Source organism: Chryseobacterium indologenes (assembly GCF_018362995.1).
GTDB classification, from domain to species: Bacteria; Bacteroidota; Bacteroidia; order Flavobacteriales; family Weeksellaceae; genus Chryseobacterium; species Chryseobacterium indologenes_G.
The window spans coordinates 4,018,367-4,036,942 of record NZ_CP074372.1 but is presented as its reverse complement, the minus strand read 5'-3'; the positions used below and the strand labels follow the sequence as shown (position 1 = coordinate 4,036,942).

Below are 18,576 nucleotides of genomic sequence, written 5' to 3'. Positions count from 1 at the left end.
GGTTAATGATAGGTTAATGTCTTTTCTTTACAATAACAAAACCTGAATTCGTAAAATTCAGGTTTCAAAATCAATAGAGTATATTTTTTTATGGATAAGGAATGGCTTTATCCAGTTCTATCGGATTATAATATTTTTTGATGTCTATCTGAGTTTGTTTAGTCAAACCTGCAAATTCTTCTTTGCTTTTGATTTGCTGGCCATTAATGCGGACATTCCAGTCCGGCTGAAATTCGGTTCTCATTCTGGCATACGGATCATTATAAAATTCCAGATTTAGTTTTACCCATTTCTTTAAGTCAATAGCAATAGCATCCAGTGAATAATGCTTTTCGAGAAAGCTTTTTGTATCGTATGTTTTTGGCAGATTTTTATTTCGGGAGAAAGAATATATAAAATCTTTCTTGTCATCTTCTACATACAGAACCAATCCCGGCAATCCTCTGAATTTATAGGGTCCTTCAGGAATGTTGATATCCGGTGTAAACCACGCGGTCCAGTTTCTTCCTCCAAATACAGCAGTTGCTCTTTGTAAATTATAATTATTGATCTTTTTAGTATCAGCCTCTATTTTCCACTGGATATTATCCTCCGTTTCAAAAACATAATAATAAGGCATCATCATGATCTGAACAAAATTTTTATTTTTATTGGAATTTCTTTTTCGGATAATGGTTTGTCCGGACTGGCTGGTATGTTGGGAAGAAATTCCCCCGTGAAGAATATTCAGGGAATCGCTTGCTAAAAATTCAGATTCATAAAACTTCACTTCATCAGGATTGATATCCAGCACCATTTCTTCTTTACCATAATTTGTCCCGTTAGGTTCAAATCTGTATTGAAGCTCATATATAAAGCGGTGGGTTTGCGCATTGATGTGCATCCCAAGCATCAGAATCAGAAAAATGAGTATCTTTTTCATTAAATGGTTATTAATTTTCTAAAATTACCAAAAACACATTAACCATCAGGTTAATAAAAGGTTAATGACAAAAATACTATTTCAGTAAAATGTTAAAGTTTTATCTTTGTTTCAATGATAGCCAAGAGTAAAATTCTGATTTCGGTTTTTGCCGCTCTGTTCCTGCTTTTACTGGGAATACAGGTCTACTTTATGTATAAAACCTATCAGGTAAAAGAAAGGGATATCTACAGATCCGTGAATGACGGGCTTACCCATTTTACAGACAGTCTTGAAGACATCCAGGAGGTGAAAGAAAGAAATGATGACTCTCTTCAGGAAATCATTATCAGGTATCATAATAAGGAGATCAACAAAAGGAATTTTCTCAATTATTTTATAGAAAACAGGAAATCTGCCAGAGAAAGACTGATCCATTATATTGACAGCCGCTACCAGAAAGACGGGTATGAGATTTCCGCAAGAATCCGGTATCTTTCAATTGTCCATCTGCCAGACAGCGCAAAAGTAATTACAGAACCTATTGTTATTTTTGAGACACAGGATAAGCTTAAAAATCCACGTATCGCCAGTAATGGAAGCTGGGAAACCTCAACCACCAAAAGAGATGATACGGATAATGGGAAGGTTGAAAAAAAGAATAGTTTCCTGGTTAAAAGCCGGACAGATTTTGAGATTAAAAATATAAAAAGTATTGTTTTCAAAGAGCTTACCCTCCTGATCATTTGCTGTATTATACTTCTTGCAGGAGTTCTCTTGCTTTATATCTTCACGATCAGAAATCTGATTCAGCAGCAGAAGCAGGTAGAAGTTCTCCACACGATTGTGGATAACATATCACATGAGTTTAAAACTCCGATTGCTACTTTAAAAATAGCTTCCAAAGCATTAAAAAAAGAATGGAACTCGGAAATACTGCCTCTTATCGACCGCCAGATTTCCCGCCTTGAAAGCCTGATGGCTCAGCTTCATAACGACGAAACGCCGGATGAAATGGTTGAAATACAACCTGAAGATTGGGATTTTTTCATTCAGGATCTTGCGGTTACTTACCCGAACATTGATTTTAACCTTGAAAATAGCATCTCACAAAAGCTTCCTTTTGATAAAAACCTGATAGAAACCGTCATTAAAAATCTTTGCGAAAACAGTGTAAAATATGGCGCATCTGCTGTTACAATAAATACCCGCAACCATTCTCAACATCTGGAAATTGAAGTTTCAGATAATGGACAAGGCATGGAAACAAAAGAATTGAATCATATTTTTGAAAAATTCTACAGAATTCAGAACAATAACATCCACAACAGCAAAGGGCTGGGACTTGGACTTTACTTCGTTAAAAAAATCATTACAATGTACGGAGGTAAAATAGAAGTTTCCAGTAAACCTCAGGCAGGAAGTACTTTTAAAATATCAATTCCTTATGAAAACTAAAATCCTTCTGGCAGAAGATGATCCTGATTTCGGAATGATTCTGAAACAGTATCTTGAATTGGAAGATTTTGAAGTCAGCTGGTTTCAGAATCCGAAAGATATTGTTCCGTTACTTCAATCTGGTTTTCCTTTTCAAATGGGCATTCTTGATGTGATGATGCCCAATCTCGACGGTTTTTCTCTGGCTCAAATGATTTTAAAGGAAAAAAGTAATTTCCCACTACTGTTTTTAACGGCTAAAAATCAAAAAATAGACCGACTGACCGGGTTGAAAATAGGCGCTGACGATTATATTGCCAAACCCTGCGACCCTGAAGAACTCGTGTTACGCATTAAAAACATTCTAAAAAGAACACTTCCAGCCGCTACGGAAAGCCAGATAAAAATCGGGGAATTTTCACTGGACACCACCAAACTTCTATTGTCGCATCCCAACGGAAACAACCGGCTGACCGTACGGGAACAGGAGCTTTTATTATATCTTCTGAAGCATAATCGGACGATCATTACCAGAGATAATATTCTGGATAATCTTTGGGAAACGAATGATTACTTTACCGGAAGAAGTCTTGATGTATTCATCAGCAGACTCCGCAAGTATTTCAACAGCGATCCCCAAATAAAAATCCAATCCCTGAGAGGAATTGGATTTGAAGTCGATTTTCCAACCAACTGATTTTTATAGAGACAAATTGACGATCACCGGAAAATGGTCCGATGGATACAACAGATTTTCTCTTCTGTCATTGATATGTCTGTGAGATCGTATTTTAAAGCCTTGTGTAAAAATATAATCAATTCTGTCTTTCGGAACTTCATTGACATTGAAGCCTGTGAAAGTTCCTACCGGCCCGTAATGCTTCGTTTCGGAATGATAAAAAGTGTCTTTCATATTCTGGGAAAGAATTTTAATCGGTTCAGAATCATCTGTCAGGTTAAAATCTCCGCTCAGTGCTACCGGAAGGTTCTTTGGATTCAGTTCTTTGATCTTTTTCAGAATCATTTCAGAAGATTTTACTCTTGCCACATTTCCTACATGATCAAAATGAAGATTCATTGCCAGGAATTCCTTCTTCGATTTTTTATCTTTAAATACCGCATAAGTACAGATTCTGTTCAGTGCAGCATCCCAGCCCTTTGAAGGTTTTTCCGGAGTTTCAGATAACCAGAACGTTCCTGATTTTACTACTTCCAGCTTGTTGGTATCATAAAAAATAGCTGAAAATTCTCCTTTTTCTTTACCATCGTCTCTTCCTACTCCTATGTAATCATAGTTTTTTAATCCTGTTTTAATATCTTTCATCTGTTCCGGAAGCGCTTCCTGTACTCCGAAATAATCAGGATGATAATAGGTTAATAAATCTGCAACGTCCTGTTTTCTCTTCGGCCATGCATTGTCTTTATCGGATTCAACATTCAGTCTGATATTGAAACTCATTACGGTAAGGTCCTGTGAAAATCCTAATACAAAAAACATCAGGAACACCATTGAAAATCTTAAATTCATATGTTATTTTATCAGTAAGAGACAAAAATAAAACTTCTCTGTGACAGAAAAGCTTTATTGATATGATTATATTGTTAAATTATCTTTTTCTTCTTCTATAGATATAAAATATTCCTGAAATTCGGATTCAGAAACCGGCTGCGGGCTTTCAAGCTTTACAACTCCTATGGTTTTGTAGTGAGAGGTCAGTTTTATGCCTTTACTTTTAAGAAGAACTTCAAGCTTTTTAAAATTTATATCTTTCTTTAAAACTGCGAGATAAGTGATCATAAGTATACCTGTATTAAACCGTTTCCAATATCTCTGTATTTTATGCCTTCAATAGGCCTTGCCTTATTTTCAATAAGTTCCCAGATTTCTTTTGCTGATTTATCAGGAAACTGTTCCATATATAAAGCTGCAAGTCCGGAAACATGTGGTACGGCCATACTGGTACCGCTCATTGTATAGTAAAAGTTCTTTTTGTTCTTTGCGTTTTTAGGATAGGCACTGATAATATCTACTCCGGGCGCACAGATATTAATATTTCCTCCTGTAGACGGATTTATTCCAGCATTTGAAAACCTGGCAATCTTCATCTGGCCGTCAATAGCTCCTACCGCCATAATAGATTTTGAATTGCCCGGCATTGAGACAGGTTGTGGAATCTGCGGTCTGTTGCTGTCATTTCCAGCAGCTGCTATAATAAGACAGTTATTTTCCAATGCTCTTTCTCCAATAGTTTCAAAGAGTACGGAAGGCTGATCATCAAGCTTCACCGGAGATGCCAGCGAAAGAGACAGTATTCTGAATTTCTTAGTAATCGCCCAGTCTATTGCATCAATGACACAGCTGGTGGTACCTCTTCCGTTATCAGCGAGCACTTTTGCAATTTTCAGATTGCAGTCTCTGGCAATTCCGTAACGTCTTCCGTTATCAGATCTCGTATTTCCTGCAGCAACTCCTGCGCAGTGTGTACCATGCCCGTTGGGATCTCTGTTCCAGTCTTCACCATCGATGAAAGATTTCCCTTCAATTTCTTCAGAAGAAAAATCGGGATGGGAAGTTTCAAGTCCTGTATCCAGAATGCAGACATCAATACCTTTTCCTGTATAGTGAGTATTTCCCAGCCCAATCGCCTGTAATCCCCATTCCATTTCAACGAATGATTTTTGAGGCAAAGGTTTGCTGGTTATGTATTTTTCAAGCTCTGAAATCTTTTCTGACAGCCCGGCAGATTGTTTTTTAAGCTCATTAATCAACTGCAGTTCATCCGCTGGAAAAAATTCCCTTTCTTTTTCATAATAAACGATAGAATTCGATTCATTTTTCACAGCACTTTTCAACTGATCTTCATCCATATTGTCCACGACAAGAATGCCCAGGTTTTTGTAAAGCACTCCGTTATCCTGATCAATAATTTCATAGGAACGGTTTTCTTTGGAAAGAAGTTCTGAAGAAGTAATGCTCACCTCCAGCTCTTTCTCTATTTTCTTGAGTGCAGTCTTCTGCTGATCTTTCAGCAAAACGATATATCTTCCGGTTTCCATAATGCTCTTTTTTTAAATTAATTTCAGAAATACTTTTTCAAGAATGATGTAAATATCTTCCGGGATAATGGTCAATCTCAGTTTTTTATTAATCCCGGATATGGCTGTATTCTGCTCAACCAATGAAGTCCAGAAACGTTCAATTTTAGGAATAGAATTCATGTCTTTCAGCTTTTCATCATCTAAAATTCCATTTTGGTATAATGACACAATGATTCCTGAAATAAGTTCTTCCGCATCGTCGAGTTTTTTATTTTCCTTTGCGTAGATTTCCATCAGAATACCATACATGCTTTCCATTCCATTGAATGAAAATCCTCCGAGAAGCTCTCGTCTTCCTGTCATTATTTTTTCCATTTTAATAGGGTTAAAACCTCTTTTCACCGTGGAAATCATATTCATAATCTTCAACACTTCAGATTCGTGGCTGGTGTTTCCTTTGGTACGGAAATATTCCAGAACTTCATTGAGAAATACATCCAGCCGGGCATCAAAGTCGAATGATTTTGACAGATAAAGAGCCTGAACATCATTGAAATGCTCCAGAAGTTCTTTAATTTTCTGTACCGTAAAGTGAATAAGTTCCTGCATTACTCAAAAGTTATCTGTTCTATTTCATTACCGTCTTTATCTTTATAGGATACAATCCTGATTCCTTCTTCCTCCATTTCTACGTGAAGATTGATGAACAGCTTGTCTTTATCTTCCGCTGCGCTGGTATTGGGATCTATGTAAATGTTGTTCAGCTTTGCATTCACCAGGGTGTATTTATTCAGTAAAACCTTTGAAAAGATCTCTTTCAGCTCATCCGTTTCTTCTTCTGTAGTCCCATCCTGAGGTCTGAATATCCCGGAATTAAGAATTTTTATTTTATTTCTAAGATCCAGTTTCAGTACTTCATTGGCAGGAAGTTTTCCGAATTTCTGATCATTTTTTTCCAGTTTACTGAACAGTGTTTTAAACTCTTCGGTCTGGAGCTGTCTTTTCGTGATTTCGGGGATATTCATTCTTTTCTCTTTGTTCACCAGAAGGATTCTCTCATTCATTTCTATAACAAACTGATCCTGGTTCAGTTTAAAATTATATTTAGGAGCAGAATCTATATCTGTAATCTTGATCGGAATATCCATCTTCACACTGGGCAGCGCATATCTCGGAACCTTAAAATATTTAAGGTATTCATGACGGGCATATTCTTTTGCAATAAGAACTGCATTTTCGTCTGCTTTTTTACGAGCCTGAATTATCTCGTTGTTGAGATAATCCAGGTAGTCTGATAATTTTATCATTTTTCGTAAAATAGATTATTGTGAAAGAAGTCCAAGTACCTTTTCAAGTCCTGCAGGCATTTCGTCATTGGTTGCACGTACTTTTACGCCCAAAGAATATTCTTTTTCCACTTTGATTCCTGTGCTGGAAGTTCTTTTATACGATACATCCACTTTGAATTTTACAGGTCCCCATCCTCCGGAAACTCCTGCATTGATACCGAATTCGTCACTTACGTCTTTTGTGTAAGTTGAATTAAGTTTAACGTTAAAATCTACTTCACAGGTTTCAATCCTGAAACTTGGGACATTCAGCAGCGCAATAAAAGGCACTGAAATTTCTACATCATTGGGAACCGTTTTAGGATTGGTATCACTTACTGGCTCATCTTCTTTAAAATCCGGATTCGGAATATTTTTTTTGTATTTGAATTCTGCCATTCTCAGTTTTTTAGGACTGGCAGCATTGGCAGGGTCTGTAAGTTCAAAACCAACTTCATTGATGAAATTAACGGTGGCAATAGAGGCATTAGACTGTGCTTTTACACAGGCATCCAAAGGTCCGCCAATAATAGTCGCAAAGTCTATACTTCCCAATTCAGCAGCAAAATCTGCACTGGCAGCGTCTGAAGTTCTGAAGATCTCTTCATCGGCAGCGATTTTACCGGCAATCAGTTTCATGATTTCGGAAGAAGCTCCGGAAAAAGATTTTTCCCACTTTGCATCATAATTCTTTTTGAAGTCTTCTACAATACCTAATAATTCTTTGTTCGTCAATGCACCCAGTTCTGAAGTCTCAATTCCTGATACTTTTTCATAGACTGCAGGAGTAAGTACTTTTTCAACTCCTGATAAAAGGTCGATTAACTCATTTTTTGTTTTTTTTGCGTGGCTTGCTTCAAGCACCGATTTTAATGTTTCCATGTTCTTTTGTTTTTAATTAATATGGTGAGACAAAAGTAGATCACCGATGCTCAAGAGATTGTAGGCAAATCCCTTTACTTACCCCGGAAAAACACCCTAAAACAAAAAGCCTGAACTTACAGTTGTAAGCTCAGGCTTTTGTAACAGGTATATTTTGCTGATATATACAGCAGAATATCTATTCTGGTTTTTTGCTATTGTTTTCCAGGTTGATATCAGGCACTACTGAATTCGGATCCAGCTTCACCTCATCAATTTCCTTGTTAGAATCTACCTTGAATGTCCATTCTGTATTTCTTTTCCAAACTTCAACAGGAATTTTCACTGTTTGTGCCGTTCCGTCTTTGAATTTCAACTGTACGATGGTAGGCATTGGCAGCTGACCAAGATTTTCAACAGTGATCTGAACTCCGTTTTTAAAATCTCCGTTAATATATTTTACATTTTTTACGGCCTGATCAATTTTCCATTTATTAAAGAACCATCCTCTCCAGAACCAGTTCAGCTCTTCTCCGGAAACGTTTTCCATCGTATGGAAGAAATCCCAAGGCGTAGGATGCTTGAATGCCCAACGGTCTATATAGGTTCTAAATGCTTTATCAAATTTTTCAGGTCCGAGGATCGTTTCTCTTAAAACATCCAATCCTGTTCCCGGTTTATAGTAAGCCAACGCTCCGATGCTTCTTTCTTTCATATTATCCGGTCCTACCATTACAGGCTCCAGGCTGTCGGTCAGCAGATAAGTTCCTGATCTTGCCAGATTCGGTTTACGATAATATTCTCCTTTATTGAAAGCTTCGGTGGAAAGTCCGTTAATAAATGTATTGAATCCTTCATCCATCCATGCGAACAGTCTTTCATTAGATCCAACGATCATAGGGAACCAGTTGTGTCCGAATTCATGATCTGTAACACCCCAAAGATCTTCTCCTTTGGAATCCATATGACAGAATACAATTCCCGGGTATTCCATTCCGCCTTCATTTCCTGCTACATTGGTTGCTGCCGGATACGTGTATTCATACCATTTTTTTGAATAATGTTCTATGACTGCTTTTGTATATTCAGTAGATCGTCCCCAGGCTTTTTCACCTGCACTTTCTACCGGATAAGCTGAAATCGCTAAAGATTTCTTTCCACTAGGCAGGTCAATTTTTGCAGCATCTAAAATAAATCCGGCAGATGATGCCCATGCAAAATCTCTTGTCTGTTTAATTTTGAATTTCCAGGTTTTCGTACCGGAAGTTTTATTTTTACCTATTTCAGACTCAGGGCGGATCATCACTGTTTTATCACTGTTTCTTGCCTGGTTCCATCTGTTGATCTCTTCTTTGCTGTAGACTTCTTTTTCATTCAGAAGTTCCCCGGATGCTACGACGTAATGATTAGCCGGAACAGTAATATTGGCTGTAATATCCCCATATTCCAAATAAAACTCTGAAGCGCCAAGATATGGAAGTGTATTCCATCCCAAAACATCGTCATACACACACATTCTTGGATACCATTGTGCCATGGTAAATATTTTCCCGTTTTTAGTATCCTGAATTCCCATTCTGTCTGAACCGTAGTCAGGAGAAACAAAAGAATATTCAATTTCTATTTTGGCAACCCCTCCATTGGCTTTCAGTTCCTGTGGAAGATCAATCTGCATTCTTGTATCGGTAATGGTATATTTCACCTCTCTTTTCCCGTCAAGCTTTACTGATTTAATCTTATATCCGCCATTAAACTCTTCGCCATGAGCTCCGTTTCTGCTTCCCGAAAGCGGAACTACTCCATTTCCTCTGGAATCTTTTGCAAAGAGGTTCTGATCCAGCTGCAGCCAAAGAAAACCTAGTTTATCCGGACTGTTATTGGTATAGGTAATTTCTGCTGTACCTGTAATCTCTTTTTTATCTTCATTCAGGCTGACATTCAAATGATAATCTGCTGAATTCTGCCAATAAGCATGTCCCGGTTGTCCGCTTGCAGATCGTGTTGCTGTACCTGTCTGCGGATAGAAAAACGGCTTGAATGCTTCAACATAATCATATTTCGGGTTTTCCTGTGCGTATACAACTCCTGAAAACAGGAGTACTGCAACGGTGGAAACAAGGGTTGGAAGTTTAAAATTCATTTGAAAAATATTATTTACTGTATAGGTAAAAAAAACTCCCGGGTTTGTTACACATCCGGGAGTTTTTTTAATATAAGTTTAATTAATTTGATTTTTTTGCTTTAATCATGGCTTCCAAAGCATCCCACATTTCACCAGGAATTGCTTCAAGCATATTAAATTCTCCTGCTCCCTGAAGCCATTCTCCGCCATCAATGGTTACAACTTCACCATTCATATAAGCTGAATAATCAGAAACCAGATAAGCCGCAAGATTGGCAAGCTCCTGATGTTCTCCTACTCTTCTCAACGGAACTTTTTTCTTCATATCAAATTTTTCCTGAAGATCGCCCGGAAGAAGTCTGTCCCAGGCTCCTTTTGTAGGGAAAGGTCCCGGAGCAATCGCATTGAAACGGATTCCATATTTTGCCCATTCTACAGCCAGTGATCGGGTCATTGCCAGAACTCCCGCTTTTGCACAGGCTGATGGTACTACATAAGCAGAACCTGTCCATGCGTATGTTGTTACAATATTTAATACAGTTCCCGGAGTTTTAGAATCTATCCAGTGCTTTCCAACAGAAAGTGTACAGTTTTTTGTTCCTTTCAAAACGATATCCAGAATAGAATCAAAAGCGGAATGAGTCAGTTTCTCTGTTGGAGAAATAAAGTTACCGGCAGCATTATTCAATAAAATATCAATCTTTCCGAATTCTTTCAGGGTAGCTTCTTTCATGGCTTCCACCTCATCCCAGTTTCTTACATCACAAGCTACACAAAGTACTTTACCACCTGTTTCATCTTCCAGTTCCTTCGCTGTGGTCTGCAGCTTCTCCAGATTTCTGGAAGTAATCACCACTTTAGCGCCCAGTTCAAGAAAATATTTCGTCATCGCTTTTCCAAGCCCGCTTCCGCCTCCTGTTACAATTGCTACTTTATCTTTTAGTGCACCTTCGCGCAGCATTGGTTGTGTATATAGACTCATAAATTATTTTTTCTTAAAAATAATAAATATTGAAATGCAATCCTTTAAAAAAGGTCGATAAATAATGCTACAAATAATTATTCTTTAGATTATTGTAAAAACAAATCAAATATTTGAAAAGAAATAGCCTGATAATAATTACCAGGCCATTCTTTATCTGTTAAAACAATATATTAAGAAGCCACTACTCCTTTGAATGAAAGTGTTTTAGGAGTTTTACTATCACTTGTAGTAACGTTTACAGTCTTCATGAACGGACCTGTTGCTGCTGCATTGTAGCTAGCTTCTACAAATCCTTTTTTTCCTGGCTGGATAGGCGTTTTTGTATAATCAGCTGTAGTACATCCGCAAGAAGGTGCTACATTCTGAATAATGATTGGTTTTGAACTTGTATTCGTAAATTCAAATCTGATCAATTTTGGTTTTCCCTGAGGAATATTTCCTACATCTATAGATTCTGATTTCCATTTAATAGCATCTGCAACCATTTTCACAATGGATGGAGCATCTGCAGTAAGAACATTCGCATAGAAAGGAGAGAAAGCCAAAACAGCTAAAAGAGCGGTAATTTTTAATTTTTTCATGAGTATAAATTTTAATAGTTAGAAACTGATTATTTTCTTTCGATATAGCAAATGTAAAACAGACCGTGATTACAACTTGTTAACCGCTGTCAAACATTTGTTAACGAGTTGTTAATGATAAAAGATAAATAGATAATTTTGGATAATATTGTTTCAGGAAATGAAAATAAAAAAACTCAATATTATAATAACACTGGGATTCATAGCTATAATCGGAATTTTAATAGCTCAGCTGATGTGGACCCGGCAGGCTTATAATCTTGAAGATAAAAAATTTAATCAGAAGGTCAATATTGCCTTAATGGAAGTTGCGGAAAAGCTCTCCGGAGGAAAAACATCCTATACTGAAAATCCTGTACAAAATATTGCCAATGATTATTACGTGGTTAATATTAATAATGAGTTTCATCCTGTAGTTCTGGAATACTATTTGAAAACAGAATTTACCCGCTTCCAGATCAATACAGATTATGTATATGCATTATATAATTGCCACAGTGATAAAATGGTCTACGGAAAGTACATGACTTCGCACCAGGAAAGTCCCAGCAATAAAGTGATCAATTTCCCGAAGCACAAAAATCTGATCTATTATTTTTCTATCCGTTTTCCGGATAAAACAACTTATCTGATCAGCTCATTGAGGTTCTGGTATCTTCTTACATTTGCCCTTATCATTATTCTTCTGGTGTATGTGTATTCTATTTACACCATTATTCAGCAAAAGAAATTTTCGGAATTGCAGCGTGATTTTATCAATAATATGACGCACGAGTTTAAAACGCCTTTATCTTCTATACTTTTGGCCTCAGAAGCTCTTAATAAACAAGATCTGGTACAGGATAATACCAAACTGCAGACGTATACTTCTATTATCATCAATCAAAGTCATAAGCTCAACAATCACATTGAGAAAATACTGAATATTGCTAAAAATGATGCTGCAGGATTGTCATTAAAGCCTCAGAAAATACTGTTACTTCCTTTTATTCAAGAAATTGCAGACAGCATAGAGCACAAAAACAAAGACCTCAGCATAGAGATTCATATTGAAAACAGTACTTCAGTGATGGCTGATGAATTTCACTTTACGAATATCATTTACAACCTGTTGGATAATTCCATTAAATATTGTGAAACAAAACCTGTGATTAAAATTTCAGCTGATAAAGATTCAAAAGGCTTATATTTAAAGTTTAAAGACAACGGAATGGGAATTCCCGCTAAAAATATTCCTCATATTTTTGAAAAATTTTACAGGGTACATACCAAAAGAAGTGAAGAAGTGAATGGTTTTGGGCTGGGATTATTTTATGTAAAAAAAGTAGTTCAGCAGCATCACTGGAAAATTTCTGTGGAGAATAATGAAGATAAAGGAATTACGACTACTTTATTTTTCCCGTTTTCAAATAATCATGTGTAAGTATGGAGAAATCTAAAATTTTATATGCCGAAGATGACCAGACGATCGCTTTCCTTGTAGAGGACAGTCTGGAAAGTTATTATGATATCAGCTGTTATTCAGATGGTGAATCTGCATTGGAAGCATTTAACAGTCAAAATTTTGATATCTGCCTTCTGGATATTATGATGCCCGGCATGAACGGATTTGAAGTAGCCGAACATATCCGCAGTAAAAATTCAGAGATTCCTATTATTTTCATTTCTGCAAAAGCTTTAAAAGAAGACAGAATTAAAGGGCTTAAAATAGGTGCCGATGATTATCTTGTAAAACCATTCAGCATCGAAGAACTGATGCTGAAAATTGAAGTATTCCTGAAACGTACTAAAAAAACAGACACATTTCCTCAAAAATATAAGGTTGGGAAGTATGATTTTGATCCTAAAAACTATACGCTGCAAGGGAAAGAAAACAACATAACTCTTACCCAGAGAGAATCTGATCTGCTTTTCTATTTTATCTGTCATAAGAACCTGGTTGTAAAAAGACAGGACATTTTGAAGGCAATCTGGGGCGATGATGACTACTTTATGGGACGAAGTCTTGACGTATTTATTTCCCGATTGCGAAAGGTACTTGCCGAAGAACGGAATGTTTTAATAGAAAACCTGCACGGAATAGGTTTTCGCTTTTCTGAAAAAGAATAAATAATACCCGAATTTCTCTAAAACACAACAGCAAATGATGATTTTAATTAATTTTAAACTTTGAAAAATCGTCATTAATGAAAAATCACAAACCTATTGTTTTTCTTTCTCTAGTATTTTTAAGTGCAAACTTTCATGCCCAAAAATTTGAAAAATTAATACAGTACGTCAATCCGCTGATCGGCACTGAAAAGATGGGACATACCTATCCCGGAGCTACAGTTCCCTTTGGTGCAGTACAGCTAAGCCCTGAAACAGATACTATTTCTTATGAACTTAACGGAAAATACAATGGTGAGGTTTATAAATACTGCGCCGGTTACCGCTATGAAGATAAAACCATTGTAGGTTTCAGTTCTACTCACTTTAGTGGAACGGGACACTCTGATCTCGGAGATTTCCTGATAATGCCTACTGTAGGAAAACTTCAACTGAATCCTGGAACAGCAACCAATCTTGAAAGCGGTTACAGAAGCAGGTTTTCTCATCAAAACGAAACAGCAGAAGCAGGATACTACAAAGTAAAACTGGACGATCATGATATCCTGGCAGAGCTTACAGCAACGCCAAGAGTGGGTATCCACCGTTATACTTTTCCAAAGTCTGACCAGTCACATATTATTCTGGATCTGATGGCAGGCATTTACAATTATGACGGAAAAAATGTATGGACATATGTTCGGGTAGAAAACGGAAATACCATCACAGGCTATCGTCAGACGAATGGCTGGGCAAGAACAAGAACGGTTTATTTCGCGATGAAGTTTTCAAAGCCTTTTAAATCTTATGGGCAAAAAAATTATGATGAGAAGCAAGTCTATAAAGGATTCTGGAGAAAATTTGACCAGAATCAGAATTTCCCAGAGATTGCAGGGAAGAACCTGAAAATGTTTTTTGATTTTGATACCAATGAAAATGAAGCGATTGAAGTAAAATTGGCCATTTCTCCGGTAAGCCAGACCAATGCTCTGGAAAATCTGGAAAAAGAAACCGGGAATATGACTTTTGATCAGGTTAAAGCTATAGCTCAGGACAACTGGAACAAGGAATTAAATAAAATTGTCATCAAAGGTTCTGATACGGAAAAGACTAACTTCTATACAGCAATGTACCACACCTTTATCAATCCCACCACTTATATGGACGTCAATGGAGAATATAAAGGACTGGATCAGAATGTTCATAAAGCAGATGGCTTTACCAATTACACAACCTTCTCCCTGTGGGATACTTACCGCACGCTTCATCCTTTCTTTAATATCATCCAGCCTAAACGGAATGGTGACATGGTAAAATCTATGATGGCTCATTACAATCAATTCTCAATGAAAATGCTGCCTATCTGGTCACATTATGCTAACGACAACTGGTGTATGAGCGGATACCACAGTGTAAGTGTAGTGGCTGATGCCATTATTAAAGGAAATTATAAAGGTGATCCTGAAGAAGCATTGAAAGCTTGTATAGAAACTGCTAATAAAAGAAATTATGAAGGTATCGGACAATACATTGATCTTGGATATATTCCTGCTGAAAAGAATGGAACTTCAGTTTCCAATACATTAGAATATGCCTATGACGACTGGGCGATTGCTCAACTGGCAAAGTATTTAAACAAAACAGAAATTTATAATCAGTTTATCAAACGGTCTGAAAACTGGAAAAATAATTTTGACAAAACCATCGGGTTTATGCGTCCACGTCTGGCAGATGGAAGCTTTAAAAAAGATTTTGATATGCTAAGTACTCATGGGCAAGGTTTTATTGAAGGTAACTCATGGAACTACAGTTTCTTTGTTCCACAAAATCCTGATGAACTGATTACGATGATGGGTGGAAAGAAGAAATTTGCATCAAAACTTGATGAGTTGTTCTCCATGCATTTACCTGATGAATTCTTTGCAGACACTGAAGATATTACACGTGAAGGAATTATTGGCGGATATGTCCACGGAAATGAACCTGCTCACCATGTTGTTTATTTTTATAACTGGACAGGACAGCCATGGAAAGCACAGGCACAAATCCGCCGTATTCTGGAAATGCAGTATAAAGCAACACCGGACGGATTGGGAGGAAATGATGACGCAGGGCAGATGAGTGCCTGGTATATTTTAAGCTCATTAGGTTTTTATCCGGTAGCTCCCGGATCGGAAGATTATTCTATCGGAAGTCCTGCGATTGATAACGCTGTACTGAATCTGGAAAACGGAAAAACTTTTGAAATTGAAGCCATTAATCAGAGTCCGAAAAATGTGTATGTTCAGAAAGTTCTTCTGAATGGAAAAGAGATCAAGAATTATATTCTGAAGCATTCTGAGATTATGAATGGAGGGAAGCTGACATTTTATATGGGAAGTAAAGCGAAGAAGTAAGATATTTTCACATATTAAAAAGAAGTTAGCTAATATTTGAGTTTAAAAATCCATGTAATCATCAGATCTGAAAGAATTAAGAATACGTTTTGGCTGAAGCCAATGAAAGTATTTAAATAAGAAAGCGGGCTTTAGCCCGCTTTTATTGATTATTTTCCTGAACATTTTTCGTTGTATAATTTGGTTCCTTCTGTTTGCTCCAGATCTTTCAATTTTTTTAATGCCGTGCAAGCAACGTCTGTTTTGTTTTGAGCTATTGAAATTGAGGCTACGTTATACAATGCTTCCGTGTTTGTATTATCATCTTCATGAGCCTTATTGAAAAAGTAAACTGCATTATCAAATTTTTGATTGTTGATAGCTTTTAAACCTTTATTAAAATTTTCTGCAGAAACAAACCTATCTTTTATATTCACTACAACTCCTTTGTTTTCATGATAAGGAATCAAGTTATAAAAACCGAGGCTACCAGAACCTTCTTCCATTTCGCTCTTCAATTGATAAGGAATAATAATTTCCTCAAAGTTCTCATAACCTGTTATATCCCATAATTTATAATCCTTTTGTAGAGTTACCTTAAATAAATCAATACTTTTTTGATTATCTTTATTCTGTTTCTTATTATCTGTTTTCACTTCAATCTCTTGTTTTTTTGGGAAAATTCTAATTTCTCCATCTACAATAAAATTGTGTACATACTTTTTCTTCGAATACATTTCCATCATTTCAGTAATTATTCCTTTTGTCAATGTTGGAGTAATATTTCTCGAAGTAATAATAATGGAATCGCCTGCTGATTCATTTGTAAAATTCTTGACAAGAATAGATGTTTTGACAAACTTCATCCTTCTTATTTTATCAGGAAAAGTTATCCCATCTACTTTCTGTATGACAATTAATGAATCTGATGTTAGTGTTTCAATTTCATAAGCAGATTTGTCTGATAGTTTCATCAAGTTCTTTTCAATTTTAAAATCCCTGCATTTTGTTCTTTCTATAGCCCAAGGATCAATACTTTCGCATATATTATTTCCTTTAATCTTCCAGACCAAAAATCGATACTCCTCTCGCGATAAATCTCTACTTCCATCTAACATAACAGATTTCACATGTGTCCATGATGAATTTGAAAGCAATTGCGTGTTGATTTGTGAACTAAGCTGTAGTGAAATTGATACAAATAAAATCAAAAAGAATTTATACATAAATATTATAATTTTTTTTCTGCGCGAAACTACATAAATTTTAATTATCTGGAAATCTAAAACAGTTCAAAAAAGGACTTAGCTCAACCGTTCGTCAATCTGTATAATCTGCGAGCTTAATAAGTTTTGGCTAAAGCCAATGGAAAATTAAAATAAAGAGAGCGGGCTAAAGCCCGCTCCTATTGAATTATCTTGACAATCTCAGATTAATCTGAGACTACATTCCTCGGTTATATCTTATTAATCCCTAGCTTCAAAAAGCAATCTTTCTCCAAATTTCTCCTCTGCAATTGTACCATTGTCATACACCAGATGTCCGTTGACAAAAGTATGAGTAACTTTTGAGTGGAAATTCATTCCTTCTAAGGGACTCCAGCCGCATTTGTACAGTAGATTGTCTTTGGAAACCGTCCAGTTTTCATTTAAATCAACTAAAACCAGATCTGCTTTATAACCTTCTCTCACGAAACCTCTTTTTTCAACTTTGAAAAGGATAGCAGGATTATGAGACATTTTTTCAACGATTTTCTCAAGGGAGATTTTACCGTTTTTATAGTTTTCAAGCATCACAACTAATGAATGTTGTACCAAAGGCGCTCCTGAAGGACATTTTGTATACACATTATTTTTTTCTTCTGCGGTATGCGGAGCATGGTCTGTAGCAATAACATCAATTCTGTCATCTAACAATGCTTCCCAAAGAGCATCTTTATCCTTTTGAGTTTTTACAGCCGGGTTCCATTTGATAAGTCCGCCTTTTGTTTCATAATCCTCATTGGTAAAGGTCAGGTGATGTACACACACCTCAGCAGTGATCTTTTTATCTTTTAAAGTGATATCATTTCTGAAAAGTTCCATTTCCTTCGCTGTCGAAAGATGGAAAACGTGAAGTCTGGCTCCTGTTTTTTCGGCAAGTTCAATAGCCTTGGAAGAAGAAATATAACATGCTTCCTCACTTCTGATCAAGTGGTGGAATTTTACAGGAATATCTTCACCATATTCATCCATGTATTTTTGAGTATTGGCTCTGATGGTAGCTTCATCTTCACAGTGAACAGCAATAAGCATTTGAGTATTGCTGAAAATATTTTCCAATGTTTCCGGGTTATCCACCAACATATTTCCTGTAGACGAACCTAAGAATAATTTGATTCCGGGAACATTTCTTGGATTTGTTTTCAAAACCTCCTCAAGATTATCATTCGTTCCTCCCATCATAAAACCATAGTTGGCATAAGCTTTTTGGGAAGCAATCTCATATTTATCTGCTAACAGTTCCTGGGTAACAGCATTTGGTACCGTATTAGGCTGATCGATAAAGCTGGTTACTCCACCGGCAATAGCGGCTCTTGATTCACTTTCAATGTCTCCTTTATGTGTAAGTCCAGGATCACGGAAATGCACCTGATCATCAATCACACCCGGAAGAAGATACTTTCCTGAACCGTCAATAACCTGATCTGCTTCTTCAGAAATATCAGCTGCTATCCTGGAGATTAAGTCATTTTCTATTAGGATATCGCTTTCAAAGACTTTTCCTTCGTTGACGATATTTACGTTTTTTATAAGAACTTTCATTTCAATTTATTTCCCCGTAAAATTAAGATTTTATGTTTTAATTCGCCCCAAAATC

At 36.5% G+C, this 18,576-nt stretch carries 17 protein-coding genes; 5 read left to right on the top strand and 12 right to left on the bottom strand.

Going from position 1 to position 18,576, the window contains the following annotated elements; genetic code table 11:
• Window positions 1–88 precede the first annotated feature (88 nt).
• A complete protein-coding gene (locus tag DYR29_RS18260) occupies window positions 89–922 on the bottom strand; it encodes a GLPGLI family protein (protein ID WP_213277973.1) in 834 nt (277 codons plus the stop codon).
• A 114-nt stretch (window positions 923–1,036) separates the two neighbouring features.
• Here DYR29_RS18260 and DYR29_RS18255 point away from each other — a divergent pair, with 114 nt between their 5' ends.
• Together DYR29_RS18255 and DYR29_RS18250 are read left to right on the top strand one after the other, a co-directional pair.
• Entirely contained in the window at window positions 1,037–2,359 is a 1,323-nt protein-coding gene (locus DYR29_RS18255) for a sensor histidine kinase (protein ID WP_213277972.1), read from the top strand.
• Window positions 2,349–3,035 (top strand): response regulator transcription factor, encoded by a 687-nt coding sequence (locus DYR29_RS18250; RefSeq protein WP_213277971.1) that lies wholly within the window; start codon window positions 2,349–2,351, stop codon window positions 3,033–3,035. Before DYR29_RS18255 ends, DYR29_RS18250 begins: the two co-directional genes overlap by 11 nt.
• A 3-nt stretch (window positions 3,036–3,038) precedes the next feature.
• Here the strand turns inward: DYR29_RS18250 and DYR29_RS18245 are convergent, their stop codons facing one another.
• The 9 genes from DYR29_RS18245 to DYR29_RS18205 all read right to left on the bottom strand — a co-directional run bounded on the left by DYR29_RS18245 (window position 3,039) and on the right by DYR29_RS18205 (window position 11,254).
• Complete coding sequence (locus DYR29_RS18245; RefSeq protein ID WP_213277970.1) at window positions 3,039–3,866, bottom strand: endonuclease/exonuclease/phosphatase family protein; 828 nt, start codon at window positions 3,864–3,866, stop codon at window positions 3,039–3,041.
• A gap of 66 nt (window positions 3,867–3,932) precedes the next feature.
• A complete protein-coding gene (locus DYR29_RS18240; RefSeq protein WP_213277969.1) occupies window positions 3,933–4,136 on the bottom strand; it encodes a hypothetical protein in 204 nt (67 codons plus the stop codon).
• Entirely contained in the window at window positions 4,133–5,395 is a 1,263-nt protein-coding gene (locus tag DYR29_RS18235) for a S8 family peptidase (protein WP_213277968.1), read from the bottom strand. Before DYR29_RS18235 ends, DYR29_RS18240 begins: the two co-directional genes overlap by 4 nt.
• A gap of 12 nt (window positions 5,396–5,407) precedes the next feature.
• Window positions 5,408–5,986 (bottom strand): hypothetical protein, encoded by a 579-nt coding sequence (locus DYR29_RS18230; RefSeq protein WP_142719688.1) that lies wholly within the window; start codon window positions 5,984–5,986, stop codon window positions 5,408–5,410.
• Window positions 5,986–6,684, bottom strand: coding sequence for a hypothetical protein (locus tag DYR29_RS18225; RefSeq protein ID WP_213277967.1), 699 nt, complete (start codon window positions 6,682–6,684; stop codon window positions 5,986–5,988). Before DYR29_RS18225 ends, DYR29_RS18230 begins: the two co-directional genes overlap by 1 nt.
• A 15-nt stretch (window positions 6,685–6,699) precedes the next feature.
• Complete coding sequence (locus DYR29_RS18220; RefSeq protein WP_213277966.1) at window positions 6,700–7,587, bottom strand: DUF2589 domain-containing protein; 888 nt, start codon at window positions 7,585–7,587, stop codon at window positions 6,700–6,702.
• 178 nt (window positions 7,588–7,765) lie between these two features.
• A complete protein-coding gene (locus DYR29_RS18215; protein WP_213277965.1) occupies window positions 7,766–9,706 on the bottom strand; it encodes a M1 family metallopeptidase in 1,941 nt (646 codons plus the stop codon).
• A gap of 82 nt (window positions 9,707–9,788) precedes the next feature.
• Window positions 9,789–10,670, bottom strand: a complete 882-nt coding sequence (locus DYR29_RS18210) for an SDR family oxidoreductase (RefSeq protein WP_142018957.1) — start codon at window positions 10,668–10,670, stop codon at window positions 9,789–9,791.
• Between the two features lie 173 nt (window positions 10,671–10,843).
• On the bottom strand, window positions 10,844–11,254 hold the full coding sequence (locus DYR29_RS18205) for a DUF1573 domain-containing protein (protein WP_213277964.1): 411 nt from the start codon (window positions 11,252–11,254) through the stop codon (window positions 10,844–10,846).
• Window positions 11,255–11,414: 160 nt separating this feature from the next.
• Between DYR29_RS18205 and DYR29_RS18200 the strand changes: the two genes are divergently transcribed.
• The 3 genes from DYR29_RS18200 to DYR29_RS18190 all read left to right on the top strand — a co-directional run bounded on the left by DYR29_RS18200 (window position 11,415) and on the right by DYR29_RS18190 (window position 15,738).
• Window positions 11,415–12,677 (top strand): sensor histidine kinase, encoded by a 1,263-nt coding sequence (locus DYR29_RS18200; protein WP_213277963.1) that lies wholly within the window; start codon window positions 11,415–11,417, stop codon window positions 12,675–12,677.
• A gap of 2 nt (window positions 12,678–12,679) precedes the next feature.
• Complete coding sequence (locus tag DYR29_RS18195) at window positions 12,680–13,363, top strand: response regulator transcription factor (RefSeq protein WP_213277962.1); 684 nt, start codon at window positions 12,680–12,682, stop codon at window positions 13,361–13,363.
• 77 nt (window positions 13,364–13,440) lie between these two features.
• Complete coding sequence (locus DYR29_RS18190; RefSeq protein WP_213277961.1) at window positions 13,441–15,738, top strand: GH92 family glycosyl hydrolase; 2,298 nt, start codon at window positions 13,441–13,443, stop codon at window positions 15,736–15,738.
• Window positions 15,739–15,887: 149 nt separating this feature from the next.
• Here the strand turns inward: DYR29_RS18190 and DYR29_RS18185 are convergent, their stop codons facing one another.
• Together DYR29_RS18185 and DYR29_RS18180 are read right to left on the bottom strand one after the other, a co-directional pair.
• Window positions 15,888–16,943 carry a tetratricopeptide repeat protein gene (locus DYR29_RS18185; RefSeq protein WP_213277960.1) on the bottom strand — a complete coding sequence of 352 codons (1,056 nt, stop codon included), beginning with the start codon at window positions 16,941–16,943 and terminating at the stop codon, window positions 15,888–15,890.
• Window positions 16,944–17,183: 240 nt separating this feature from the next.
• Entirely contained in the window at window positions 17,184–18,521 is a 1,338-nt protein-coding gene (locus tag DYR29_RS18180; protein ID WP_213277959.1) for a dihydroorotase, read from the bottom strand.
• Window positions 18,522–18,576 lie beyond the last annotated feature (55 nt).

Coding starts and splice junctions, on each gene's coding strand:
- DYR29_RS18260 (WP_213277973.1), bottom strand. CDS start 922: ATGAAAAAGATACTCATTTTTCTGATTCTGATGCTTGGGATGCACATC.
- DYR29_RS18255 (WP_213277972.1), top strand. CDS start 1,037: ATGATAGCCAAGAGTAAAATTCTGATTTCGGTTTTTGCCGCTCTGTTC.
- DYR29_RS18250 (WP_213277971.1), top strand. CDS start 2,349: ATGAAAACTAAAATCCTTCTGGCAGAAGATGATCCTGATTTCGGAATG.
- DYR29_RS18245 (WP_213277970.1), bottom strand. CDS start 3,866: ATGAATTTAAGATTTTCAATGGTGTTCCTGATGTTTTTTGTATTAGGA.
- DYR29_RS18240 (WP_213277969.1), bottom strand. CDS start 4,136: ATGATCACTTATCTCGCAGTTTTAAAGAAAGATATAAATTTTAAAAAG.
- DYR29_RS18235 (WP_213277968.1), bottom strand. CDS start 5,395: ATGGAAACCGGAAGATATATCGTTTTGCTGAAAGATCAGCAGAAGACT.
- DYR29_RS18230 (WP_142719688.1), bottom strand. CDS start 5,986: ATGCAGGAACTTATTCACTTTACGGTACAGAAAATTAAAGAACTTCTG.
- DYR29_RS18225 (WP_213277967.1), bottom strand. CDS start 6,684: ATGATAAAATTATCAGACTACCTGGATTATCTCAACAACGAGATAATT.
- DYR29_RS18220 (WP_213277966.1), bottom strand. CDS start 7,587: ATGGAAACATTAAAATCGGTGCTTGAAGCAAGCCACGCAAAAAAAACA.
- DYR29_RS18215 (WP_213277965.1), bottom strand. CDS start 9,706: ATGAATTTTAAACTTCCAACCCTTGTTTCCACCGTTGCAGTACTCCTG.
- DYR29_RS18210 (WP_142018957.1), bottom strand. CDS start 10,670: ATGAGTCTATATACACAACCAATGCTGCGCGAAGGTGCACTAAAAGAT.
- DYR29_RS18205 (WP_213277964.1), bottom strand. CDS start 11,254: ATGAAAAAATTAAAAATTACCGCTCTTTTAGCTGTTTTGGCTTTCTCT.
- DYR29_RS18200 (WP_213277963.1), top strand. CDS start 11,415: ATGAAAATAAAAAAACTCAATATTATAATAACACTGGGATTCATAGCT.
- DYR29_RS18195 (WP_213277962.1), top strand. CDS start 12,680: ATGGAGAAATCTAAAATTTTATATGCCGAAGATGACCAGACGATCGCT.
- DYR29_RS18190 (WP_213277961.1), top strand. CDS start 13,441: ATGAAAAATCACAAACCTATTGTTTTTCTTTCTCTAGTATTTTTAAGT.
- DYR29_RS18185 (WP_213277960.1), bottom strand. CDS start 16,943: ATGTATAAATTCTTTTTGATTTTATTTGTATCAATTTCACTACAGCTT.
- DYR29_RS18180 (WP_213277959.1), bottom strand. CDS start 18,521: ATGAAAGTTCTTATAAAAAACGTAAATATCGTCAACGAAGGAAAAGTC.